Here is a 24113-nt window from a genome sequence, read left to right as displayed (position 1 = left end):
AACAAAAAGCCAGCTAACTTAGCTGGCTTTTTTGATCGTGATTCGGTTTAAATCACACGAGAGAACTGCTGCTGTCTTGCCTTTTGACGATAGTAAACATCAAAACACATACAAATGTTGCGGATTAATAAGTGGCCTGTAGGGCTCACCGTTAATCTGCGATCTGTAATATCAACTAGTTTGTCATCGACAAATGTCTGCAACAATTCTAAGTCTTCTGCAAAGTAGTCATCAAAGACAATGTTGAAACGTTTTTCAATTTCAGCCATATCTAAATCGAAGTGACAAATGATTTGCTTAATAACCACACGGCGAATTTCGTCATCATGGTTCAGGCTACAGCCTTTCCATAACGCGTGGCCTTGTGCATCAATCGCTTCATAGTAAGGACGTAAGTCTTTTTGGTTTTGTGAATAGCAATCACCGATTTGGCTGATTGAAGATACCCCTAAACCAAGCAGATCACACTCTTCTTGTGTGGTGTAACCTTGGAAGTTACGGTGCAGTTTACCTTCACGTTGCAAGCGAGCGAGTTCATCATCAGGCTTAGCGAAGTGATCCATACCAATAAACTGGTAACCAGCGTCAGTGAGTGACTCAATGGTCTGGTGCAACATGTCTAACTTCTGTTGCGGTGATGGCATATCAACATCTTTAATTTTACGCTGCGCAGCAAAGCGAGAAGGTAAATGTGCGTAGTTAAATACTGATAAACGATCAGGTGATAACTCAATGATACGTTCAATTGTTTTAGCAAATGTCTCAGGCGTTTGTAGCGGTAGACCGTAGATTAAGTCCACGTTAGTAGACACAAAGCCAAGTTCTTTTGCTTTTGACATCAGGTCAAAAATGAACTGTTCATCTTGTTCGCGGTTAACAGCAACTTGTACGTCTTTATTGAAATCTTGAACACCAATCGAAATACGGTTGAAGCCAGCTTCTTTTAACGTATCTAGCATTGTTAGTTCGATTTCGCGAGGATCTACCTCAATGGAGTACTCGCCCACTTCAGCAAAACTAAAGTGTGACTTAATTAAGCTTGTTAACTTTAAAATTTGTTCTGGGTTTAAGAACGTTGGTGTACCACCGCCCCAATGCATCTGGGTTACCGTGTAGTTTTTGAATAACGGTGCGCGTTTTACAATTTCAGCTGCAAGATACTCGATGTACTGATCGGCTTTGTGAGCGTGGCGGGTAATGATTTTATTACAACCGCAGTAGTAACATAACTTCGCACAAAACGGGATGTGTACATAAAGCGACAGCTTATTGGATTGACTATTTTCAATCGAAGTCAATAAATCTTGTTCGGTAAACGTGTCGTCGAATTCAAGCGCGGTCGGATAAGAGGTGTAACGGGGACCACTATAATTGTACTTCTCGATCATCGACTGATCCCAACTAATAGGTGTGGGCTGCTTCAAGGTGTGTCCTCCGAAGGGTAAATTAGCAATGTACGAAGTATGCAAGGTTACATACTAAATAACCTTGATCTAGGTTGTAAATTTGAAATTTGATGGTCTCTTTTAACAGAGTTTTGCTAATTTGTAGTGATAGATGCAATGTTTTGTGCTTGGGCTCACATCTAAATGTTAGTTTTAAGCTATTGATAACCTAAAATCAATTGTTTGTTGCCAAGTTACTGCTCTGCAAGAGTGAACTTCTGTTGCCCTAAATTACGGCCTTTACCGTCATACCTCACTTCAATAAACTCCGTATTCAAATTTTTTTGTTGAAGTATGATGCTGGTCGAGCGCGTACCGTACTCAGGATGCTTGATAAATATAGATGAGAGCCTTCTTTCCCACTCTAGATCAATGCCTGTTACCGGTAATGCCGCATCTTCCGCTTGAGTGTTATCTAGCATGATGCTGATTAATTCTGAAGTGTCGATGGGGGCGAGTCATTGACGACTTGCTCTAATCGCTTCTCACCCAATGACATCTTGGGCCATTTATCATTGATAGATCCGTTGCTGACTGCGAAAAAACCACCGTGTAAATGTAAGTTCTCACCCGTGACACTATTAAAGCAATACAGTTGATTTTGCTGCTGATAAACCAAGTTAAATGGATTGTATTGATGTTGATGTGTTTTAAGCCAGTTAAGGGAAATTTGCTGATTTAACGCCATGGTCACTAGCTCACCTCTACTGCGCATGGTTGACTCTGGAGAAGTGGTTCTGATATTGGTCAGTGCTGCAAATTGCCCAGTTTGTGACATCCCAAGCCAAGTTCCTCCTGCTTGCAAGTCTTTGCCAGCAAGTAAAGTCGGACTCTTTGCTGTTGCAGGCCACCAATGAGCCGCTTGAGTCGGTCGGTGATGAAATTCATCGCGATTAGCGCAAACGATTAAAGGGTAATGTGGGTGAGCATTAATGGCTAAAAATAAAATACACATCCTTCACTCCTTAATATGTTTGCTAGGTCTTAATGGTGATGATGGGTTTGTCTAAATTTTATCATTAACCTTGCAAGGAATTGTCTAGGTCCGAGACGTAATAGGCTTGCTGCAAATAATATACTAACGATAGCTAATGAGATAGCGTTAAGCCAGCTTGGTAGCGCAAGCGTTTGTTGTACGGGTAATGGGGCAATATAACCTAGGGTGAGTATGGCAAAGATAAGTGCAAGCAGGGCAAAAATTTGTTGACTCGACATTAACTTAAATTGCGAGATGCTCACTAATGGAGCGGCAATTAAGGCAAAGATAATCGCAATCGCCTCCCAACCACTGAGAGCCAATGAAACAGCTAACACCGCAGCACCTAAGTTACATAATCTAAGCGGTAAAAATACACATAGGAGAAGGGCAACTTGCAGCCAAGGTGTAGAAAATGGCAGAGAAGGATGACCAATCACATTTGCAACGATAATACTGAACACGATCCAAGGTGCGCTGCGGTCAACAATGTGTGCAAAACCAAAGCTAACGGCTTTATTGGGTAGTTGATCATGAGGGTCGGTCAGTGATACTTGTTGCCAACTGAGAAAAGCAATCAACAAAGCGCCTGCAACCAAATGAATCAAGCTATAAACAGGGCCGAGTAAAGCAAAGGATAAGATCAATGCTTCGGGTCCCAAAATGCGTTGCATCCAACGCACTGCTATAACAGGGTGGTTCGGCTGATAATTAAAATGGAACCGTAATGCAGCAACGGCATAACAAAGTATCAGGTATGGTGCGACTAATAACAGCCAGTCTAACAGTTGGTCGAAACTGTGGTCATGATGATGGTGATGTTCGTGGCCACTATTACTATCGAGCAATAACAATAAAGCCAGTAACCCTAAGCCAAGTAAGCTACCAATACCCGCTTGATACTCATACTTTCCTTTCTTGTCTGAATCTGAATCTGGGTCTGGATGATTATGAGGCTGATGAAGTACCACATGTAAAATTGAACCAGTTACAAAAGCTTGTAAATAGGCGGTATTCTCTAAACTGATTTGGTGCATGAACTGTTCACTGGCAAAGTAGCCTGCACAGGTGAGCAGCATCATGCCTGCTAATACAATCATGGCCCAGCGAGAACCAACTTGGGGTTTCAATAACCACCAAATAGCCAGACCGACCGGCAAGCGGTGAATGATCACACCCAAAGCAAGTAAAATGGAGTAATCCTCATGTTGCGCAAGTGCCATTGCGCCACCATCTGTAACTGTGTGCAGTAATAAGCCTGCAATACCTAATGTGAGGGTAATGTTGTGGGTAATACTGGAATATTGATGGAATAGCTTTTCGCTAGCACTTGGTCCCCATAGCCCGACCATGACAAAAGCCAAGGTCAAAATGCCGCCATGCTCGAGTAACTCTGGCAAAATATGTACAAGTACAAGGCCGCCTAGAGAAACAAAGATAAAGCCATCCAGCCCTTTTTGTAATCCACTTCCTGTTGAAAAAAAGCGGTAAAAAAGAGGACCAAATAGTAGAGCTATACAACTCGCAATCAGATAAAGCATGGTTACCAAGGCTGACCAATGAAAAAACAACGCAGTATAACATCTATATGGCTATTTGTAGCCACATGGTTCCGTAATAGGAATTATTTACATTAACTGCGTATGTTTATAAATCTTTTATAAATTCTTCGCAAACTCTAAATAGGCAATGATGCCATCCAGTAGCATTTGTACTGAAATCATGACCAGTAGCATACCCATTAGGCGTTCCATCGCAGTTAACCCTTTTTCACCTAATAAGCGATGGAATACATCTGACATCATCAAAATTACCGCACTCAACGCCCATGCACCGATAAGCGCCATAGTCCAGTCTGTCATCCGGTTGGGGTCTTGGTGGGCCAATAATAATAGTGCTGCAAGGATGGATGGACCAGCCATTAAAGGTACGGCTAGAGGCACAATAAAAGGTTCCTCACCTGCTGCGATACCGGTTAAGCCACCTTCAGAAGGAAAGATCATTTTGATACCAATAAGGAATAAAATAATACCGCCGGCTATGGAAACCGCTTCTTTTTTGAGGCTTAAGAAATTCAATATTTGTTCGCCAGTGAACAAAAACAGCATCATGATTGCCAAAGATATTAGCAGCTCGCGAATTAATATTTTACGTCGCTTCTTTTTCTCAACGTGTTTCAGCACGGCTGTAAACACTGGCAGGTTGCCTAGAGGGTCCATAATTAAAAATAGCATTATTGCGGCTGATAATGTTTCCATGCTGCAGTGAACCCTTTCTTTAAGTATCTGATACATAAGTTATCTATGGTGGCGGATCATAGCATGTTTGTTAATCGCTTGGTTAGGCAAAAATGCTATTGCGTTTAAAACACTATTAATTTCAATTACCAGTTGAATTTAAAGTATTTTGTTCTGTTTAGACTTCATACGCGATTACACAAATATTTGTTCATCTATAATTGTATATTGCTGGTAACAACTGTTAATGTGCTGTGATTAGTCAAATCTAACAACCATGGATGTGTATAGATGAAACCCATCATTTCAATATTGGTTTTCTGTGGCGCAGGGTTAATTGGATGCTCTCAAACTCATGACACAGAAGCAGAAAAACAGCCTTTATCTTCGCTAAAACCTCATATCACTTGTGGCAGCATGCCACCGATTAAAGATAAGACAAAGTTGATAGAAAGTTTAACCAATCAAGGCATTGTGACGGTCGATATGTCGCAAGAGCAAATCGACGAGACGGTTGCGGCGTATATTGATAAACGTCAACAGGCTTATACAAAAAAGTGTAAAGGTTAATCATGCTCATCCCGACAGTTTGCCTCGAAACAATACTAGGCAAAATCGGCATGTATAGTTGTAAGGATACATAAAATGAAACAAAAACTTCTCAGTACATTGGTCGGCTCTGCATTAGTGTTTGCCTCTGCCTCCCAAGCTCAGACAGTGTCTGGAACACCTGCAGATCCTGGCGTGATAAATAAAGAACAAGTTCTTTATTGGCTAAAGAAGCGTGGTGAGTTAGCGCCAGATGCCACGTTGGAGCAACAGCAAGATGCTGTAAATCAATTCGTTTCAAAAAGTCAGGAGGGTGGCTTTGAAAAAAACGCGATGGAGTTTCGTGCCCAAAAGCTGCACTCTCAGCAGCAAGCTCAAAAGCTATCAGGTGTAAAATCATCGGTGAGTGTGATGAATACAATGGCTGATGAAGATGTCACCAAAACCGTTAAAGTGCTAGGTGTGTTGGTGGATTTTCCTGATTTACTTCATGATGACAATGGACTTTCTGCTAGTGACACCAGCATGTATTACCCCAATTACCCTGTGAGTCATTATCAAGACTTATTATTCTCGACTAGTGGGTTTACTGGACCACAAAGTCAAACATTACAATCGACATATCAATATTTTCAAGCCGCCTCTGGACAAAGTTTTTTCTTTACTGGTGAAGCACAAGACTGGGTGACAGCTGATAATAATGCAGCATATTACGGTGGCAATGGTGCTGATGATAATGATAGCAATGTTAGTGAATTAGTCATTGAGGCTGTAATTAAAGCCGTTGCATCAATGTCTGATACAGAGCTGGCAAGTTATGACATTGAAGATCCATACGATCTTGATGGTGATGGTAATTTAGATGAACCCGACGGCATGATAGATCACATCATGTTGTTTCACTCGAGTATAGGTGAAGAAGCGGGTGGGGGAAATTTAGGCGCAGACGCGATTTGGTCACATCGCTATTTTGTGAATGCAGGTCAAAGTGGACATGATATTCCTGGGCGAAATATGCAGATATTTGGCTATACCATTCAGCCAATTGATGCTGCTGCCGGTGTTTGTGCTCATGAGTTTGGTCATGATCTTGGCCTGCCAGATGAGTATGACACTAATACTTCATCTGAAGATGGCTCACCAGTTGGCAGTTGGTCAATCATGTCATCGGGCAGTTGGGCTGGCCAAATACCCGGTACTCAGCCTACTGGCTTTAGTCCATATGCACGTTCATTCTTACAAGATAAATTCAAAGGTAAGTGGGTTAATGAGCAACTGATTTCGTTAGGCAGTATTAATAGTTCAGGTGTTGATGTCAGTCTCAACTATGCTGCTGACTCCGAAAGCGTTAACCAGTTATCAATCGAGTTACCTCCAACAACAGTGGCATTTAAGACACCGTTTGAAGGGGAATATCAATATTACTCAGGACAAGGCGACATGCTTGATAACCGTCTGTCATTCGATGTTGACGTGCCAAACTCTGCATCCGTCAGTTTAGATATGATCGCTCATTGGGATATTGAAGTTGATTATGACTATATGCAGGTACTGGTGAACGGAGTGGCGATTGCAGGTAACCAAACTCGCAGCAGCAATAGCCTGTACCCTGGTGTCCAGCATTTCATAACGGGGGCATCTAGTGACCTCGCATCAGCATCTGGGCCTGATTCATGGGTAACGTTGTCATACGATCTCGCGGCATATGCCGGACAAAGCGTTACAATCAGCTTTGCCTATATCACGGATCAGTCTGTGGGTGGTTACGGTATGGCAATTGATAACATCAGCATAATGAATAATGGTTCTGCTGTTTTCCAAGATGGTGCAGAGCAAGCTGACAGCGTAACGTTATCTGGCTTTAGCCGTATTGATGACCAACGTCCCGCTGGTGCGCGCCGATACATCGTACAGCTCAGAAACTACCAAGGAATTGATCAAGGGCTAGAGTATGAAGGATATGAGCCCGGTGTCTTAATCTGGTTAGAAAATCTTGGAGAATACGATAATAATGTTTCTCAACACGCGGGTTCTGGCTTAATCGGTGTTGTTGATGCTGACCAAAATCTAATTGGCTCATCTGATACGAGCAGACAGATACGTGATGCGGCATTTAGTCTATTTGATCAATCTGCTTTCTTTAACGATAACCATTTGTCAGCTGTCACTATGTTTGATGACAGTCTTGATTATAGTGCGCCATTACAGCCGCAATCAGGGTTAGAGTTACCAGAATTAGGCTTAACAATGGAAGTCATTAGCCAAGCGACTAACAGCTCAACTGCAACTGTGCAGTTTAAACGTTCAGGTTCTGTTGTGATTGAGCCCGATGAATTATCACTCTCGCTAGTTGTCTCGGTTGATGGCAGTACCGCATCGTTTGACGCTAACGCATTTGGTGGTGATGGTAACTATACTTACTTATGGGACTTTGGTGTCGCAGGTGCATCGAGTGCTGAAGCAGCCCCTATTTATAGCTTCTCTGAGTCAGGAGATTATCAAGTGACTGTCACGGTGACTGATGGTAATGGAGATACTGTAACGGCTAGCCAAGATGTAAGGATTGCGATTCCACCTCAAGTTGGTTTTAATTTTAGTGCAAACAACCTTGATGTGAGTTTCACTTCGCAAGTCAGTGATGGCTTTGGACAGTTAACTTTTATGTGGGACTTTGGTGATAACAGTAACAGCAGTGCGCAAAATGCAACTCACAGTTATGCACAATCGGGCACATATACCGTCTCTTTAACGGTGACGGATGAATTAGGCAACAGCCAAACAGCCAGCCAAAGTGTACAAGTCGAGGCGGCAGAAGTGACTCCGCCGGTGGTAACCCCTGAACCGAGTTCGGGTGACTCAGGTGGCAGCTTAGGTATGCTGAGTTTATTGGCGCTAGGTTTACTACTGAGAGGTCGGGCTCAAAGCTAATGTGGTAACCTTATTCGTTAACAAAAAAGCGCCAATGGCGCTTTTTTATTGTTCAGATAAAGCTGGTTATGGTTAACTCGGTGTGCTTTTGGCCATAATTTGCTTCACCGCGGCAGGTAAAAATATTTCGCTCACAATTAGCTGCTCTGCGCCTAAATTAAAGTAACGGCGTCGTCCCCATAGAGTGTCATTTACTGGTTGATCTAAGCTGGTGGCCAGTCTTGCCAAGCTGCCACATGTTTCAAATTGGGCGACTTCGATATTACCGGGTGTGATAGATTCACTGGTAAACAACAATTCTCCAAGCGGTCGATTACCGAGCTTAGTAAAGGCGTGGATAGGGTTATCTAATAATTGCTGTGGAATTAAGGTTCTCGCAAATACCCAAGGTGTGCCATCAAGCGACAACAACACTTCGCGGATCCACATAGGTTGCTGAGCGTGAGGGCATTCACCAGCTAAAGGTGTATGAACGTGTTCGCCGAGCACTGTTACAGTGAATTCATCACATTCTCGCTTGAGCTTTTCTGTCAGGCTGCCTGTGGCTAATAACCAATCTTTCAATGCATTTTCAGGCAAATCATGACGATTTTCAGGAGAATACCACTGAATTGATTCGCCATATGGGAAGCTAACACTAGTCACGTTCATCAAAAACTCGTTACAATACTCAACGAATGCAGTTTATCATGCCCACGGTTAGGCAAAAACATAAATGGCGTTTACACTGTAGATAAATTAATCGTGTCGTCAGGCTAGGAGTCACCGCTCGATGAGAAAACTTGTTTTAATACTATTAACCTTTTTTGTATGCGCGAGTTATAGCGACAATGTACAAGCAAACGATCCTGTATATGCTTACTATGGTTTTGAGCCTGATATTGTCACTAACTATATTTCTAATCGCAAAAAACTCGGTTTCGTTAAAATCAGTGTCGAGCTCATGGTACAAAATCCGAATGATTTAATTGATTTAGAACATCATGACCCATTACTTCGCGCCGCGATTGTGGAGATTTTGGGTAATCAGTCTGAAGATAGGGTGAAGTCATTAGCTGGTCGCGAAGAAATCCGCCGTGAATGCTTTGAAATGGTGAATCGTTTGATTGAACAAGAAACAGGTAAAGCAACAGTTGTTAATCTGCTGTTTACTAAGTACTTATACGATTAATGTCAAACCATCGAAAAGGGCCGAAGCCGACTTCGGCTAAGCCTACCACTAAACCCAATCAAAAGCCGAAACCACGAAAACAGGCACACTCTGCTAAAGATAAAGGGTTACACCCGCAAAACCGTCATGCTAAAGGTTATGATTTCAAAGCGTTAACTACGGCATTACCCAAATTGTCCCACTTTGTTAAGCCGAATCCATTTGGTAATTTATCCATTGATTTTGCTGATCCTGACGCCGTTAAATGTTTGAATACTGCCATATTAAAGTGTGATTACGGTATTCAAGATTGGGATATTCCCAAAGGCTTTTTATGCCCACCCGTTCCTGGCAGAGTTGATTATTTGCATTATCTTGCAGACTTACTAAAAGTCAGTCAGCCAGATGCTGATGGTACAAAGGCCTCTAAAATCAGGGGTTTAGATATTGGCGTAGGGGCCAATGGCATATATTGCTTATTAGGCGTTAAAGGCTTTGGTTGGCAATTTGCTGCATCAGATATTGACCCTAAGTCTATAGACAATGTCGCTAACATTGCCACTGCTAATCAACTTTCCTCGGAGCAGCTTTCGCTGAGACTGCAAACTAACCCAAATCAGATTTTTAAAGGGGTTGTGGTAAAAGATGAATGGTTTGATTTCACCATGTGTAATCCACCTTTTCATCAGTCACTGGCTGAAGCAACTGCGGGGTCAGCAAGAAAAGTAGCTAACTTGACGGCAAATCGTCAGGCAAAATATGGCAAGACACCGCAAACAGAGACGAATAAGCAAGCACCGTTGAACTTTGGTGGGCAGAAAGCCGAGTTATGGTGTGAAGGTGGCGAGTTGCAGTTTCTCACTAATATGATCAGTGAAAGCGTGGCTTATGCTGGACAGGTTAAGTGGTTTACTTCGCTGGTGTCGAAGTCTGAAAACATTAAACCTTGCAAACAACGTTTAGAAGCATGCAAAGTCGCTCAGGTGAAAGTGATTGAAATGAAGCAAGGCAGTAAAATAACACGCATGCTTGCTTGGTCATTTATGAGTGTAAGTGCGATGAAACAATGGCAAAACTTACACTCAAATCGTTAATGGTAATGACTCGCTACTGTTTGGCTGGCACATCAAATTCAATGGTGTCTTGGCCGTGGTAAATTAAGAAATGGCGTCCTTTAGCGCGAGCGATGAGAGTAATACCTAGCTTTTGTGCTAACTCCAACCCCATTTGTGTCACCCCACTTCTAGATAATAATACTGGGATGCCCATCTTAGCGACTTTTATCACCATTTCTGAGGTGAGCCGGCCTGTCGTGTAGAAAATTTTATCAGCTCCTGATTGCTGCTCAAGCCACATATCACCCGCTAAAGTATCAACGGCATTATGTCGACCCACATCTTCAACAAAAGCAAGGATTTGGTCTTGCTGGCAAATACCGCAACCATGGACTGCTCCTGCATTTTTATAGGTGTCGTTATAGGCGTTAATGTTTTTCAGTAAGCTATAAAGAACGGTTTGCTTTAAACTCGGGGTAGGCAGTTTTATGTCATCTAACCCTTGTAAAAAACCGCCATAAACTGTGCCTTGGCCACAGCCTGAGGTGACTGTTTTTTCAGATAGTTTTGCCTCAATATCGTCAGAGGTTTCTTTCGTTAATATGGCGGCTGAATTGACATCCCAGTCCACAATCACTGATTCTAGTTTATCGAGTTCACTAATAAACCCTTGGTTTTTCAGGTAGCCTAATGCTAAAGACTCTGGGCTAGCACCTAAAGTCATCAAGGTCACAATAGGTCGCCAATTTAGGTAAACTGTTAATGGGCGTTCACAGGCTACAAATTTATCGACCTGCTGTCCTTTTTCATCAATTGCCGTCACTGGTAGGGTTAATGGAACCTCAGCATTGGTCTTAACAAACTTTACCGATGATGTGGTTTTAGCGGTTGGATCAGCCATAGAAGATAACCTTGTATTGAATGAATAACGAACACATCCTACTGATGAATACGCGAGTGAGGGCGTAATTGAACGCCAATCAGGATAGCAATAAATGTTATCAACACCCGATTCATCTCCAAATAGCGTGATCTGGCGCAAATCTCGCTCAGCCTGAATCTGTAAACGTGAATTTATGTCCTATAGCAAAATCGTATATGGACAAATTGTCCCATCTGCACATTTGAATACGCGATCAAGCTCAAACATTTTTTGTTCGAAGAGTTGGCATCATACTTGCTGAGTTAATGGGGTAGAAACTAATCGAGGCAAGCTCAAATATGAAACACACTGATAATGTCTGGCCAATGTATGTTTCCCTTAAAAAGGTAGAATCACAGGTTGGGCGCTGGGCTTCTGTTAGATGGGAAGTTGATCAGTTTATTCCGGCGACTATGCCAGCACCAGAAGGTGCAAGCCTCATTTTATTGGAGCTGTATCGCGATCAGCGGGGCAGCTATCGAATCAACTTAGACATGGATAATTCCATGCTCTATATCGTGTGTGATGAGCTTGAAGATGGAACTTGGGTTCCTGCCGCTATTTCTGCTGACCAGAATGTCAGTGCTGGCTGCTTAGAATCTGATACGCCTGTGCTTAATATCCTGATGCCGGCTGCAATTGCCTGTTGGATAGAGGCATTTATTACTCGTCATGGTGAGGTAGAGATAAGCGCTCACCGCCGTAAACATGTTAACCGTCGCAAGAACGAAGGACCGAGTGCGAACCGTACTGGGAGAATGCAATGAGCGGTTTTTTAAGTCGTTGGCAGCAGCGTAGAGAAAACGTTGCGCTGGAAGAACAACAAGCAAAAGTCGCTGAGACTGAAGAGGTTGTTGAACAGGCCGCTAGCGATGCAGATGTGCAGTTAGCACAAGAACAATTAGCACAAGAACCTGAAGCAACTGAGGAGCCAAAGACCTTAACAGCTGAAGACCTTCCGGATCCTGAATCCATTGAGGTGGGTGGCAGCTTTGCAAGTTTTATGGCTGATAACGTTGACCCTGCAGCGAAACAAGCTGCACTGAAAGCGCTTTGGAAACAGCCTCAATACAACGAGATTGATGGCTTGTTGGAATATGCGTTGGATTACACCAACCAACCTAAGCTATCTGCTGATGTGTCAGCTGAATTAGCTAAGAAGATTTTCCGACATGTTGTTAAAGAAGAGCCGGAAGAGGAAGAACAAGAGCAACTTGCTCAACAGGAGCAGGGTGATGACCTGAGCCTAGCGCAAAGTGAACAAGCTTTGCCAACATGTGATGAAGCCATAGAGACTGCAGAAAATGCGCCGTTGGTTCAACCGTCACAAACTAATACAACAAAAGCAATGAGTGATAACCAAGTCGAACACAGTTAATCATGAGTGCAGATTTTTCAGCACTCATAATTGTGTGACAGGCCATGATGAGGCAAAGGTAACGGCATTAGCCAATTACCAATAACTGTCAGACTTACTAAAGTTAATCTACATTTCTATGCCTTCGATTTATTGCTGGCATACATGTTAGGAACGCAATGAGTATGATACAAAACCAGCTAGAGCTTAAGCAGGCTCGGCAACAAGTGATGAGTAGCACTCAAATTTTACAGAATTTGATTCCGCCTACTGTCAGTTATACCACCCAAGGCAATGTGCTAATCATTGGCCCTGAAGACTTAGCTCGTTTAGCTGCAGAACGATTATCTGGTATGGCAAGCCGCGTTATTTTGGCAAATGATAGTATTACTCGCCAAGATGAAGCTCACCTTGAACAGGTAATGAACGCAGCTGCAGATATTGAAAGCTATTACAACAAACTTAAATCGATTAAAGGCTTCTTAGGCCAATTCCAAGTCAGTGTTGAAAATGATAAAGCTCAAGGTGTCGTTGAGCTAAGCGTTGTTTCTATTCGCCAGCCTCATTTCGATATCATTCTTGATTTAAGCCAAACCCCTTGCATTAACTTAGAAATGCTACCCGCGGGATATTTTTATACCGGTTACGATCAACACAAAATAGATGAGGCAATTGCGCAAATTCCTGACATGGTGGGTGAGTTTGATAAACCACGTTATGTTAAAGCGAATGAAGATATTTGTGCTCACAGCCGCAATGGTGTCAATGGCTGTAACCGCTGCTTGGATTTTTGTCCGGCAGATGCCATTAGCAGCATTGAACAGAAAATCGAAATTGACCCTTATCTTTGTCATGGCGCAGGCAGTTGTACCAACCTTTGCCCAACAGGTGCAATCAGCTATGACCTACCTTCACCAAAAGCACTTCACGGTTATTTAGAAAAGTTGATTGGCCGTTTTCGTCAACAGGCTCAGGTTGCTCCAGTTATCTTGTTCCATGATGAAAACGTAGGTGCTGGTTTTATTGATGACAACCTCAGCGGGGATGTATTACCTGTAGCGTTAGAAGAAATTACCGTTGCCAGTATTGATCATTGGATGGCAGCGCTTGCATTTGGTGCCCGTGAAGTATTAATCCTAAATACTGATGCTACAGCACCTACTTTAACGCAAATGTTGCACGGTGAACTAAGCTTAGCCAACCGCATTTTAGATGAAATGGGTCAACCGCAACGTATCAGACTCGTTAGCACTGAAGATTTAGCTACTATTGATGAGCATCTAACTGTGAGTAATTCATGGCCTGTGATTGTGCCATTGGCACTACAGCAGACTGACATTGTTAATGCTAAACGTGATGTGTTGTACCAAGCGATAGATCATTTAAATGGTCAAGCCGCAGCTGTTGATACTCAATTGGCCATTGCCAACGTGCCTTATGGCAAGGTTGTGGTCAATGTCGACAAGTGTACTTTGTGTATGTCTTGTGTCGCGACTTGTCCAACGCAAGCATTAAAAGATGGTGGTGATACACCGGCATTATTGTTCCTTGAGCAAGATTGTGTGCAATGCGGTTTATGCGAAACATCTTGCCCAGAAAGTGTCATTAGCTTGGCTGCACAGGTGAACTTTGACCAAGCGCAGCGCCAAGAACTGAAGACACTTAAAGAGGAAGCCCCTTTTGAGTGTATTACCTGTGGCGCACCGTTTGCGACTCAGTCAATGGTACACAAAATGCTAGATATGGTCGGCGAACATAGTGCGTTCAATGCCAATATTGAGCGATTAAAAATGTGCGGTGATTGCCGCGTAAAAGATATGTTTGAAGACATCCTTCAAGATCCAGAAAAGCAATTGCGATAAGAGATCCGCTATGACCGAGAATGTAAGAGAAATCAGCGAAAATGATCAGTTACGAGCTGATATCTATCAATTGTTGGCCGCGTTATTACGCCGCCACCCTAATGATGAGTTATTGCAGTTTTTAGCAGAACTTGATGTAGAAGCCGAAGAAGGCAATGCAATGAGTGAGGCATGGATAGCGTTAAAAAATGCGGCTCAAAATAGTCAATCAGCAGACCTAGAAGATGAATACTTTGCCATTTTCTACGGTGTGGGTAGTGGTGAAATCATGCCATATGCCAGCTGGTTCATGACAGGCACGTTAATGGATAAGCCTTTAGCATTATTGCGAAATGATCTAATGCAACTAGGCTTTGAGCGTGAAGAGGATGTCAAAGAGCCTGAAGATCACGTTGCTGCAATTTGCGAAGTGATGGGCACCCTAATTACTGAAGCGCCTGGTTACCGCCAGTTAGCATTTTACCAACGCCATATGAGCAGTTGGATGGACCGTTTTTGTGATGCACTCGCAAAAACACCCAGTGCTAATTTTTATGTCCCAGTCGCACACTTAGCAAAAGCCTTCTTTGAGGCTGAAGCTGTTGAATTTGAGCAATTAAGCTTAGATATACCGGTTAACTGTCCAGGTAGTGCTGACCTAGAACCGGTTGAGGATGATGAAGTCGTCCGTGTGAATTAAGTTACACCGCTTTTTTATAAGCAATAATCGATATCAGCCCTAGCTTGGGTTAGGGCTTATCTAAACAAGGAGAGAATATGAGTAAAAACGTTTCCGACATGAGCCGGCGCCACATGCTTAAAGCATTGGCTTTAGGCGGCGCGGCTGGTGCAGTCGCCAGTGTCAGTGCTCCCGCAGCGGCCGCAGCACCTAAACAGGTGACGCAGCCTAAGTCTGACAAGTATCGCGAAACAGAGCATGTCCGTAGTTACTATGCTTCGTTAAGCAAATAAAAGGAGAGTGTGTGATGCGATTAACCCGCAAAACAGACAAAGTCGAACAAGTTGAGAAGTCCGGCTTAGGTCTTAATCGACGTCAATTCCTAAAGTCTGCTAGTTTAGCGACTGGTGGGATTGCAGCAGCATCGATGTTAGGTGCAGGCATGATGCGTAAAGCAGAAGCGAAAGAAGTGCCTTACGATGCGCCAACCGATATCAAACGTACTATTTGTTCTCACTGTTCAGTGGGCTGTGGTATTTATGCAGAAGTGCAAAATGGTGTATGGACAGGTCAAGAGCCAGCATTCGACCACCCATTTAACCAAGGTGGACACTGTGCAAAAGGTGCTTCTTTACGTGAACATGGTCATGGTGAGAAACGTCTAAAATACCCAATGAAGCTGGAAGGCGGAAAGTGGAAGAAACTTTCTTGGGATCAAGCCATTGAAGAAGTTGGCCAAAAAGCATTGGATATTCGTGCTGAATCTGGTCCAGACTCACTCTACTTCATGGGTAGTGCGAAATTCTCAAACGAGCAAGCTTATCTATATCGCAAATTTGCGGCAATGTGGGGCACTAACAATGTCGACCATTCTGCACGTATTTGTCACTCTACCACGGTAGCCGGTGTTGCAAACACTTGGGGCTACGGTGCGCAAACTAACTCGTTTAACGATATTCGTAAATCTAAGTGCATGATGTTCATCGGTTCTAACCCATGTGAAGCGCATCCAGTTGCGATGCAGCACATTTTAACGGGTAAAGAACGTGGTGCGAAAATCATCGTGGTAGATCCACGTTTCTCTCGTACTGCAGCTAAGTCTGATGAGTTTGTTCACATTCGTCCAGGTACTGATATCCCGTTCATCTATGGTGTGTTATGGCACATTTTTGAAAACGGCTGGGAAGATAAAAGCTTTATTTCGCAACGTGTATACGGCATGGAACGTATCCAAGAAGCAGTTAAGCAATTCCCACCTGAAGAAGTTGAAAATGTGGTTGGTGTACCAAAAGCACAAATGTACCGTGTTGCTAAGATGATGGCTGAAACTAAGCCTGGCACCATCGTATGGTGTATGGGTGGTACTCAACATCACGTAGGTAATGCTAATACACGTGCATACTGCTTACTTCAATTAGCCCTCGGTAACATGGGTGTTGAAGGTGGTGGTACTAACATCTTCCGTGGTCACGATAACGTACAGGGTGCAACTGACTTCGGTCTATTGTTCGATACGCTTCCTGGCTACTATGGCCTGAAAACAGGTTCATGGAAACACTGGGCGAACGTTTGGGATTTAGATTACGAGTGGGTGAAAGGCCGCTTCGACCAAGGTAACTATCTAGGTCAAGACCCAATGACATCAACTGGTATCCCATGTTCTCGTTGGCATGATGGTGTATTAGAAGATAAAGACAAGATTGCTCAGAAAGACAACATTCGCTTGGCGTTTTTCTGGGGACAATCTGTTAACACTGAAACCCGTGGCCGTGAAGTGCGTGAAGCACTAGACAAAATGGACACCGTTGTGGTTGTTGACCCTTATCCAACAATGGCAGGTGTCATGCATAACCGTAAAGACGGTGTGTATTTATTACCCGCTGCAACTCAGTTTGAAACCTATGGTTCAGTATCTGCCTCTAACCGTTCGCTACAATGGCGTGACCAAGTGATTTCTCCTTTATTTGAATCACTTCCAGATCATGTGATTATGTGCAAACTGGCTAAGAAGTGGGGTTTCGACAAAGAGTTCTTCAAGAACATTGAAGTGAAAGGTGATGAGCCTGTCATTGAAGACATCACACGTGAATTCAACCGTGGTATGTGGACAGTGGGTTATACAGGTCAAAGCCCAGAGCGTTTGAAAATGCACCAGCAAAACTGGGGTACTTTCGATGTAGACTCACTGGAAGCGCCAGGTGGTCCAGCTCGCGGTGAAACTTACGGTTTACCTTGGCCTTGTTGGGGTACGCCAGAACAGAAGCACCCGGGTACGCAAATTCTTTACCGCACAGGTCGTGAAGTGAAAGACGGTGGTGGTAACTTCCGTGCACGTTACGGTGTTGAGCATAACGGTAACAACATTCTTGCCGAAGGTTCTTACTCTAAAGGCTCTGAAATCAAAGATGGTTACCCAGAGTTTACGGCAGACATGCTTAAACAGCTTGGTTGGTGGGATGAATTAACCGCTGAAGAGAAGCAACACGCTGAAGGTAAAAACTGGAAAACAGATATTTCTGGTGGTATTCAACGTGTGGCTATTAAGCATGGTTGTATCCCTTACGGTAATGCTAAAGCGCGTTGTATTGTTTGGAATTTCCCGGATGATATCCCTGTGCACCGTGAGCCACTATATACGCCTCGTCGTGACTTGGTATCTAAATACCCGACTTATGATGACCGTATGGTTGCTCGTCTTCCAACCCTTTATAAATCTATCCAAGACAAAGACTTCGCTAAGGATTTCCCATTAGCGCTGACTTCTGGTCGTCTGGTTGAGTATGAAGGTGGTGGTGAAGAAACACGTTCTAATCCATGGCTAGCTGAGCTTCAGCAAGAAATGTTTATCGAGATTAACCCTGCTGATGCAGCTGATCGCGGTATTCGTGATGGTGATGACGTATTTGTTCACAGCCCGGAAGGTTCTAAGATCAAAGTTAAAGCAATGGTAACACCACGTGTTATTGAAGGTGAAAGCTTTATGCCGTACCACTTTGCTGGTGTATTTGAAGGCGAAAGCCTTGAGAAGAGCTATCCAGAAGGAACGATTCCTTATGTGATTGGTGAATCAGCAAATACAGTATTAACTTATGGTTATGACGTTGTGACTCAGATGCAAGAAACTAAGTCCAGCTTATGCCAGATCAGCAAAGCCTAACCGAACTTGATGAGGAGATAAGCCATTATGGCAGTCATGAAATTTTTATGTGACACAAAACGCTGCATCGAGTGTAACGGTTGTGTCACCGCGTGTAAAAACGAAAACGATGCCGCACTTGAGTGGGGTATTCAACGTCGTCGAGTTGTGACGATTAACGATGGTCAACCTGGAGAAGCTTCAATTTCAGTTGCATGTATGCACTGTACTGACGCACCTTGTATGGCTGTTTGTCCACCAGATTGTTTCTACCGTACTGAAGATGGCATAGTACTTCACAACAAAGATACCTGTATCGGTTGTGGTTACTGTTTCTATGCATGTCCATTTGGTGCACCGCAGTTCCCTAAAAAGACTGCATTTGGTAGCCGCGGTAAGATGGATAAATGTACTTTCTGTGCAGGTGGTCCTGAAGAGACACACTCTAGTGCAGAACGTAATAAGTACGGTGCGAACCGTATTGCCGAAGGTAAACTTCCTATGTGTGCCGAGCTTTGTGCAACTAAAGCACTGTTAGCCGGTGATGCTGGGGTGGTTTCTGATATCTACCGTCAACGTATGGCTGCTCGGGGTAATCCTGATGCCATCTGGGGTTACAACCCTAAAACCGGTGAGATGATTTAACCTAGAGCATGGGCTGCGAGTTTGCTCGCAGCCACACAAAGGAGTGACAATGTTAAACTTATCGTTAAACAAATCACTGTATAGTGTCATGGCTCTGTTAGTTCTAATCCTAGGACTTGGGTTAATGGCACCGAGCACATTTGCTGCTGATGATCAGTCAAGTAAGCAACAGGCGAGCATGAGCGATGCCGATATGTGGCGAGCAGTGAAAGCCGGTGAAGCAGGTGAAAGTACAGATAAACGGCTTGAGTCTAATGTGCTGATTAATGTTGCCGGGAACCAAGGGAAAATCGTACGCGATACTTATGTAAAGCCAGCGATTGTACTGTCTGTTTTAGGGGTGTTTGGTGCATTCTTGGTGTTCTATTTTGTTAATGGTCCATCAAAATTAAGTCATGGTTTCTCTGGCAAGATGGTTGAACGCTGGAGCAAAGCCGATATTTGGTTACATTGGGTGATGGCAATCGCTTGTTTAATCCTAATGGTAACAGGTATTTTCATTATGATAGGCCGCCACTTCTTGGCCCCCTATATTGGTGAAGGCTTATGGGCTGCAATCATTGCCTTTAGTAAGTTTGCTCATGATTGGTCAGGTATCGTATTTATCGTGTCTTGGCTATTATGTGTGATTAAGTGGATGCCGCTGCAAACCTTTAAGTTATATGACTTAAAATGGTTCTTAGTGGTGGGTGGTTATATTAACTTTGGTCCATTTAAAGGCAAGCACCCAGACAGTGGTTTTGCTAATGCTGGTGAGAAAATGTGGTTCTGGACACTGACAATCTTTGGTTTGTTTATCAGTGTTTCAGGGTTAATGCTTGTATTGCCAACACTTGAGTTACCAAGAGAAGCTTCGATGATAGCCTTGCTAGTCCATGGCGTCAGTGCAGTCATTCTAATCGCTTTTACTATTGTGCATATTTGGATGGCAACAGTACTCAGCGAAGGTGGTATGGAATGTATGGTTTCTGGCTACTGTGATGAAAACTGGGCAATTCAACACCATAATTTATGGTATGACGAAATCAAAGCTAACGGCACATTAAAGTATAAAGATTAATCGATGTTGATTAAGTTTTACCACTGATTATCTTTTAAAATAATGCGACTATAAAACACCTTTGTGATGTATTCATAAAGGTGTTTTTTTTATAAATGTTTAAAATCTTGACTAGTATAAATCTGTTACTTAACAAACAAATGTTAATGAAAAATAAAGGCTCGTTAACTAAGTATTAACCTGTTAATTTATAAAGAACTATTCTCATTTGTGACTATGGAAAAAGTGTGAATCCATAGACAAATTTGATCTAATTTCTTATAAAAAATTATTAATGTTGAAGACCTATCAATAAATCCTCTTGTCATTTCTTTTATATTAGCGCTGCAAAATAAATCACCCAAATTTGGGGATATTAATCGCTCAGTTAATTGGAACATTTTATTAACAATGGCCAGCGGTTAATTGCAATTCATTCGTTCAATATTTATGAAAGTGATTCTTTCATTGGGAGTAGATGATGAGTAAGCAACAGCCTGATCTAAACCGCAGATCTTTGCTGAAAGCACTCACTGTAGGTGGTACTGCTACTGCAGCTATCGCAGTGACTGGTGTAAGTGCTGCACAAGCAACTGAACACAGTGCGAGCAAGAAACAAATTAAGGGTTATCACGAGACTGCACATATCAGCAGTTACTACGATAGCTTACGCGGCTAAGTTAGGAGAAATAAGCGATGAAGTTAACTCGCAAGTCAACAACGGCACCTAAAGCTGCTAAGGCAAGCTTAGGTATTAACCGCCGTCAATTTATGAAGCAAGTAGGTATCACAACTGGTGGTATTGCTGCTGTTTCTATGCTTGGTACTGGCATGATGCGCCGTGCAGAAGCAAAAGATATCCCTCATGATACTCCAACAGAAATCAAACGTACGGTGTGTAGTGCATGTGCAGTAGGTTGTGGTATTTACGCTGAAGTTCAAAATGGTGTGTGGACAGGTCAAGAGCCTGCATTTGATCACCCATTTAACTCTGGTGGTCACTGTGCAAAAGGTGCAGCTATTCGCGAGCACGGTCATGGTGAAAAACGCTTAAAGTATCCAATGAAATTGGTTAACGGCAAGTGGAAGAAACTTTCTTGGGAACAAGCTTTCAACGAAGTTGGCGATAAAATGCTAGATATTCGTAAAGAGTCTGGTCCTGATTCACTTTACTTCATGGGTAGTGCTAAGTTCTCAAACGAAGGCTGCTACATGTACCGTAAATTTGCGGCAATGTGGGGCACGAACAACGTTGACCACTCTGCACGTATTTGTCACTCTACCACGGTAGCTGGTGTTGCAAACACTTGGGGCTACGGTGCGCAAACTAACTCTTTCAATGATATCCAGAATGCAAATGCAATCTTCTTCATCGGTTCAAACCCGGCTGAAGCGCATCCTGTTGCAATGCAGCATATCTTAAAAGCGAAAGAGAAGAACAACGCAAAGATTATCGTTGTTGACCCTCGTTTCTCACGTACTGCAGCGCACGCTGACCTACATTGTGGTCTACGTCCCGGTACTGATATTCCATTCATCTACGGTATGTTATGGCATATCTTCGAAAATGGCTGGGAAGATAAGACATTTATCAAAGAACGCGTATTCGAAATGGAGTCAATCCGTAGAGAAGCGAAGAAGTTCCCACCTAAAGTTACTGCCGACATCACTAGCTGTAGCGAAGAAGAAATTTATCAAGCTGCTAAGTTAATGGCAGAAAACCGTCCAGGTACTGTTATCTGGTGTATGGGTGGTACACAACACCACGTTGGTAACGCTAATACTCGTGCTTACAGTATCCTTCAGCTTGCCCTAGGTAACATGGGTGTTCAAGGTGGTGGTACTAACATCTTCCGTGGTCACGATAACGTACAGGGTGCAACTGACTTAGGTTTATTGTTTGATAACTTACCTGGTTACTACGGTCTAACTTCTGGCGCTTGGGCTCACTGGACTAACGTGTGGGATCTTGAGCTTGATTGGGTTAAGAATCGTTTTGACCAAAATGAATATTTAGGCCGTGTACCAATGAACACGCCTGGTATCCCTTGTTCACGTTGGCATGACGGTGTATTAGAAACGCCGGAAAAACTAGCGCAGAAAGACCGTGTACGCATGGGCTTCTTCTGGGGGCAATCTGTTAACACTGAAAGTCGTCAAAATGACGTACGTGAAGCGTTAGACAAGATGGACACCGTAGTTGTTGTGGATCCTTTCCCAACCATGGCAGGTGTTATGCACCGCCGTACTGATGGCGTATACCTATTGCCAGCTTGTACTCAGTTTGAAACTGAAGGTTCAGTATCTAACTCTGGTCGTTCACAGCAATGGCGTGAGAAAGTTGTTGACCCATTATTCGAGTCAAAAACTGACCTTGAAATCATGTACCGTTTATCGCAAAAGCTAGGTTTTGCTGAGCAATACACTAAGCGTATCGCGAAAGATGCAAACGACATGCTAGTGATTGAAGACGTAACACGTGAAATTAACCGTGGTATGTGGACAATCGGTATGACAGGCCAAAGCCCTGAGCGTATCAAGCAGCACACTCAAAACTGGGGTCTGTTTGATAACAAGACACTAGAAGCTCCAGGTGGCGCCGTTAGAGGTGAAACTTATGGTCTACCTTGGCCTTGTTGGGGTACACCAGAGCAGAAGCACCCTGGTACACAAATTCTGTATAACACAAACAAACACGTGAAAGATGGCGGTGGTAACTTCCGTGCACGTTACGGTGTTGAATATCAAGGTAAGAACTTATTAGCTGAAGGTAGCTTCTCTAAAGGTTCAGAACTGACTGATGGTTACCCAGAGTTTACCGCTGACATGCTTAAGCAATTAGGCTGGTGGGACGAGCTAACGGCAGAAGAGAAAGCCTCTGCTGAAGGTAAGAACTGGAAGACTGATATCTCTGGCGGTATTGTTCGTGTAGCAGTTGCTCACGGTTGTATCCCATTCGGTAACGCTAAAGCGCGTTGTATCGTTTGGAACTTCCCTGACCAAGTACCTGTTCACCGTGAGCCGTTATACACGCCACGTCGTGACCTAGTATCGAAGTACCCAACGTACGACGATATGCAAGTACACCGTCTACCAACACTTTATAAGACTATTCAAGACAATGACAACACAGACAAGTACCCACTTGCTATGACGTCTGGTCGTTTAGTTGAGTATGAAGGTGGTGGTGAAGAATCACGTTCTAACCCTTGGTTAGCAGAACTTCAACAGCACATGTTTGTAGAAATTAACCCTGCTGATGCAGCTGATCGCGGTATCCGTGACGGTGACACAGTGTGGTTAGAAGGTGCTGAAGGTGGTCGTATTAAGATCAAGGCTATGGTTACTCCACGCGTTAAGCCTGGTGTGACTTGGATGCCATACCACTTCGCGGGTGAAATGAGCGGTGAAAGCCTAGAGCCTAACTACCCAGAAGGTACAGTACCTTACATCATCGGTGAATCAGCGAATACTGCAATGACTTATGGTTACGACCCTGTAACCCAGATGCAAGAAACCAAGTCATCGCTTTGTCAAATTGAAAAAGCGTAATTGCAGTTTAAGCGAGGAGAATTGCCAAAATGGCTACAATGAAATTTTTATGTGATACCAAGCGCTGCATCGAATGTAACGGCTGTGTCACGGCATGTAAAAACGAGAATGACTCAGCATTACAATGGGGCATTCAACGTCGTCGCGTAGTAACAATCAATGACGGTAAACCAGGTGAGGCGTCAATTTCAGTTGCATGTATGCACTGTAGTGATGCGCCTTGCATGGCGGTATGTCCAGCTGATTGTTTCTACAAAACAGAAGATGGCATCGTACTTCACGACAAAGATACGTGTATCGGTTGTGGTTACTGCTTCTATGCATGCCCATTCGGCGCACCTCAGTTCCCACAAAAGTCAGTATTTGGCGGACGTGGCAAGATGGACAAGTGTACTTTCTGTGCTGGTGGCCCGGAAGATAACCACTCGTCTGCAGAGCGTAACAAGTACGGTGCGAACCGTGTTGCTGAAGGTAAGCTGCCATTATGTGCAGAGCTTTGTGCAACTAAGTCGCTGCTTGCTGGTGATGCTAGTGTGGTATCTGACATTTACCGTGAGCGTGTTGCTTCTCGTGGCTCTAACAAGGCGATTTGGGGTTAATCC

Annotated in this window: 20 protein-coding genes and 1 pseudogene; 15 read left to right on the top strand and 6 right to left on the bottom strand. The window is 43.5% G+C overall.

Features of this window, described 5'->3' with window-relative positions; translation table 11 throughout:
• Positions 1–47: 47 nt before the first annotated feature.
• The 4 genes and pseudogenes from hemN to ACHUGF_RS15610 form a co-directional block, all read right to left on the bottom strand.
• On the bottom strand, positions 48–1424 hold the full coding sequence (gene hemN / locus ACHUGF_RS15625; RefSeq protein ID WP_394132589.1) for an oxygen-independent coproporphyrinogen III oxidase: 1377 nt from the start codon (positions 1422–1424) through the stop codon (positions 48–50).
• 215 nt (positions 1425–1639) lie between these two features.
• A pseudogene (locus ACHUGF_RS15620) lies at positions 1640–2400 on the bottom strand (NRDE family protein).
• A gap of 29 nt (positions 2401–2429) precedes the next feature.
• Positions 2430–3962, bottom strand: a complete 1533-nt coding sequence (locus ACHUGF_RS15615) for a ZIP family metal transporter (RefSeq protein ID WP_394132587.1) — start codon at positions 3960–3962, stop codon at positions 2430–2432.
• Positions 3963–4079: 117 nt separating this feature from the next.
• Positions 4080–4679: a YhgN family NAAT transporter gene (locus tag ACHUGF_RS15610; RefSeq protein WP_394132585.1), complete on the bottom strand. Its 600-nt coding sequence runs from the start codon at positions 4677–4679 to the stop codon at positions 4080–4082.
• A gap of 270 nt (positions 4680–4949) precedes the next feature.
• Between ACHUGF_RS15610 and ACHUGF_RS15605 the strand changes: the two genes are divergently transcribed.
• Together ACHUGF_RS15605 and ACHUGF_RS15600 are read left to right on the top strand one after the other, a co-directional pair.
• Complete coding sequence (locus ACHUGF_RS15605) at positions 4950–5228, top strand: hypothetical protein (protein ID WP_394132583.1); 279 nt, start codon at positions 4950–4952, stop codon at positions 5226–5228.
• Between the two features lie 75 nt (positions 5229–5303).
• Positions 5304–8135, top strand: coding sequence for an immune inhibitor A domain-containing protein (locus ACHUGF_RS15600; RefSeq protein WP_394132581.1), 2832 nt, complete (start codon positions 5304–5306; stop codon positions 8133–8135).
• A gap of 72 nt (positions 8136–8207) precedes the next feature.
• Here ACHUGF_RS15600 and ACHUGF_RS15595 read toward each other — a convergent pair whose 3' ends face one another.
• Positions 8208–8786: a chorismate--pyruvate lyase family protein gene (locus ACHUGF_RS15595; protein WP_394132580.1), complete on the bottom strand. Its 579-nt coding sequence runs from the start codon at positions 8784–8786 to the stop codon at positions 8208–8210.
• A gap of 121 nt (positions 8787–8907) precedes the next feature.
• Here ACHUGF_RS15595 and ACHUGF_RS15590 point away from each other — a divergent pair, with 121 nt between their 5' ends.
• Positions 8908–9306 carry a flagellar basal body-associated protein FliL gene (locus ACHUGF_RS15590; protein ID WP_394132579.1) on the top strand — a complete coding sequence of 133 codons (399 nt, stop codon included), beginning with the start codon at positions 8908–8910 and terminating at the stop codon, positions 9304–9306.
• On the top strand, positions 9306–10379 hold the full coding sequence (rlmF, locus tag ACHUGF_RS15585; protein ID WP_394132578.1) for a 23S rRNA (adenine(1618)-N(6))-methyltransferase RlmF: 1074 nt from the start codon (positions 9306–9308) through the stop codon (positions 10377–10379). The genes ACHUGF_RS15590 and rlmF overlap by 1 nt, the downstream gene beginning before the upstream one ends.
• A 13-nt stretch (positions 10380–10392) precedes the next feature.
• Here the strand turns inward: rlmF and ACHUGF_RS15580 are convergent, their stop codons facing one another.
• The gene (locus ACHUGF_RS15580; RefSeq protein WP_394132576.1) at positions 10393–11241 is read right to left on the bottom strand and encodes a formate dehydrogenase accessory sulfurtransferase FdhD; all 849 of its coding nucleotides are present in this window, start codon (positions 11239–11241) and stop codon (positions 10393–10395) included.
• Positions 11242–11561: 320 nt separating this feature from the next.
• On the opposite strand from ACHUGF_RS15580, the gene ACHUGF_RS15575 reads away from it, so the two are divergent.
• The 11 genes from ACHUGF_RS15575 (at position 11562) to fdh3B (ACHUGF_RS15525) (ending at position 24110) form a co-directional block, all read left to right on the top strand.
• Positions 11562–12029 (top strand): DUF3305 domain-containing protein, encoded by a 468-nt coding sequence (locus ACHUGF_RS15575; protein WP_394132574.1) that lies wholly within the window; start codon positions 11562–11564, stop codon positions 12027–12029.
• Entirely contained in the window at positions 12026–12640 is a 615-nt protein-coding gene (locus ACHUGF_RS15570; protein WP_394132573.1) for a DUF3306 domain-containing protein, read from the top strand. Before ACHUGF_RS15575 ends, ACHUGF_RS15570 begins: the two co-directional genes overlap by 4 nt.
• Positions 12641–12798: 158 nt before the next feature.
• Positions 12799–14481 (top strand): 4Fe-4S binding protein, encoded by a 1683-nt coding sequence (locus ACHUGF_RS15565; RefSeq protein ID WP_394132571.1) that lies wholly within the window; start codon positions 12799–12801, stop codon positions 14479–14481.
• A 10-nt stretch (positions 14482–14491) separates the two neighbouring features.
• Complete coding sequence (locus tag ACHUGF_RS15560) at positions 14492–15160, top strand: TorD/DmsD family molecular chaperone (RefSeq protein WP_394132569.1); 669 nt, start codon at positions 14492–14494, stop codon at positions 15158–15160.
• Between the two features lie 77 nt (positions 15161–15237).
• Positions 15238–15432 carry a twin-arginine translocation signal domain-containing protein gene (locus tag ACHUGF_RS15555; protein WP_394132568.1) on the top strand — a complete coding sequence of 65 codons (195 nt, stop codon included), beginning with the start codon at positions 15238–15240 and terminating at the stop codon, positions 15430–15432.
• 14 nt (positions 15433–15446) lie between these two features.
• The gene (locus ACHUGF_RS15550) at positions 15447–18296 is read left to right on the top strand and encodes a formate dehydrogenase subunit alpha (RefSeq protein ID WP_394132600.1); all 2850 of its coding nucleotides are present in this window, start codon (positions 15447–15449) and stop codon (positions 18294–18296) included.
• A gap of 27 nt (positions 18297–18323) precedes the next feature.
• Complete coding sequence (fdh3B, locus tag ACHUGF_RS15545; protein WP_394132567.1) at positions 18324–18920, top strand: formate dehydrogenase FDH3 subunit beta; 597 nt, start codon at positions 18324–18326, stop codon at positions 18918–18920.
• 49 nt (positions 18921–18969) lie between these two features.
• Positions 18970–19980, top strand: coding sequence for a formate dehydrogenase subunit gamma (locus ACHUGF_RS15540; RefSeq protein WP_394132566.1), 1011 nt, complete (start codon positions 18970–18972; stop codon positions 19978–19980).
• 460 nt (positions 19981–20440) lie between these two features.
• Positions 20441–20638, top strand: a complete 198-nt coding sequence (locus ACHUGF_RS15535; protein WP_394132564.1) for a twin-arginine translocation signal domain-containing protein — start codon at positions 20441–20443, stop codon at positions 20636–20638.
• A 17-nt stretch (positions 20639–20655) separates the two neighbouring features.
• Positions 20656–23511 (top strand): formate dehydrogenase subunit alpha, encoded by a 2856-nt coding sequence (locus tag ACHUGF_RS15530; RefSeq protein WP_394132562.1) that lies wholly within the window; start codon positions 20656–20658, stop codon positions 23509–23511.
• A gap of 29 nt (positions 23512–23540) precedes the next feature.
• A complete protein-coding gene (gene fdh3B / locus ACHUGF_RS15525; RefSeq protein ID WP_394132560.1) occupies positions 23541–24110 on the top strand; it encodes a formate dehydrogenase FDH3 subunit beta in 570 nt (189 codons plus the stop codon).
• The last annotated feature ends 3 nt before the right edge of the window (positions 24111–24113 follow it).

Origin of the sequence: Shewanella maritima (assembly GCF_043643735.1) — a bacterium.
Taxonomy (GTDB): Bacteria; Pseudomonadota; Gammaproteobacteria; order Enterobacterales; family Shewanellaceae; genus Shewanella; species Shewanella maritima_A.
Note: the sequence above shows the minus strand (reverse complement) of the source record. Positions and strands in the feature narration are given on the sequence as shown.

Excerpts from the sequence above, each read along its gene's own strand:
- ACHUGF_RS15615 (WP_394132587.1), bottom strand. The coding sequence starts at position 3,962 with ATGCTTTATCTGATTGCGAGTTGTATAGCTCTACTATTTGGTCCTCTT.
- ACHUGF_RS15610 (WP_394132585.1), bottom strand. The coding sequence starts at position 4,679 with ATGGAAACATTATCAGCCGCAATAATGCTATTTTTAATTATGGACCCT.
- ACHUGF_RS15605 (WP_394132583.1), top strand. The coding sequence starts at position 4,950 with ATGAAACCCATCATTTCAATATTGGTTTTCTGTGGCGCAGGGTTAATT.
- ACHUGF_RS15600 (WP_394132581.1), top strand. The coding sequence starts at position 5,304 with ATGAAACAAAAACTTCTCAGTACATTGGTCGGCTCTGCATTAGTGTTT.
- ACHUGF_RS15595 (WP_394132580.1), bottom strand. The coding sequence starts at position 8,786 with ATGAACGTGACTAGTGTTAGCTTCCCATATGGCGAATCAATTCAGTGG.
- ACHUGF_RS15590 (WP_394132579.1), top strand. The coding sequence starts at position 8,908 with ATGAGAAAACTTGTTTTAATACTATTAACCTTTTTTGTATGCGCGAGT.
- rlmF (WP_394132578.1), top strand. The coding sequence starts at position 9,306 with ATGTCAAACCATCGAAAAGGGCCGAAGCCGACTTCGGCTAAGCCTACC.
- ACHUGF_RS15580 (WP_394132576.1), bottom strand. The coding sequence starts at position 11,241 with ATGGCTGATCCAACCGCTAAAACCACATCATCGGTAAAGTTTGTTAAG.
- ACHUGF_RS15575 (WP_394132574.1), top strand. The coding sequence starts at position 11,562 with ATGAAACACACTGATAATGTCTGGCCAATGTATGTTTCCCTTAAAAAG.
- ACHUGF_RS15570 (WP_394132573.1), top strand. The coding sequence starts at position 12,026 with ATGAGCGGTTTTTTAAGTCGTTGGCAGCAGCGTAGAGAAAACGTTGCG.
- ACHUGF_RS15565 (WP_394132571.1), top strand. The coding sequence starts at position 12,799 with ATGAGTATGATACAAAACCAGCTAGAGCTTAAGCAGGCTCGGCAACAA.
- ACHUGF_RS15560 (WP_394132569.1), top strand. The coding sequence starts at position 14,492 with ATGACCGAGAATGTAAGAGAAATCAGCGAAAATGATCAGTTACGAGCT.
- ACHUGF_RS15555 (WP_394132568.1), top strand. The coding sequence starts at position 15,238 with ATGAGTAAAAACGTTTCCGACATGAGCCGGCGCCACATGCTTAAAGCA.
- ACHUGF_RS15550 (WP_394132600.1), top strand. The coding sequence starts at position 15,447 with ATGCGATTAACCCGCAAAACAGACAAAGTCGAACAAGTTGAGAAGTCC.
- fdh3B (WP_394132567.1), top strand. The coding sequence starts at position 18,324 with ATGGCAGTCATGAAATTTTTATGTGACACAAAACGCTGCATCGAGTGT.
- ACHUGF_RS15540 (WP_394132566.1), top strand. The coding sequence starts at position 18,970 with ATGTTAAACTTATCGTTAAACAAATCACTGTATAGTGTCATGGCTCTG.
- ACHUGF_RS15535 (WP_394132564.1), top strand. The coding sequence starts at position 20,441 with ATGAGTAAGCAACAGCCTGATCTAAACCGCAGATCTTTGCTGAAAGCA.
- ACHUGF_RS15530 (WP_394132562.1), top strand. The coding sequence starts at position 20,656 with ATGAAGTTAACTCGCAAGTCAACAACGGCACCTAAAGCTGCTAAGGCA.
- fdh3B (WP_394132560.1), top strand. The coding sequence starts at position 23,541 with ATGGCTACAATGAAATTTTTATGTGATACCAAGCGCTGCATCGAATGT.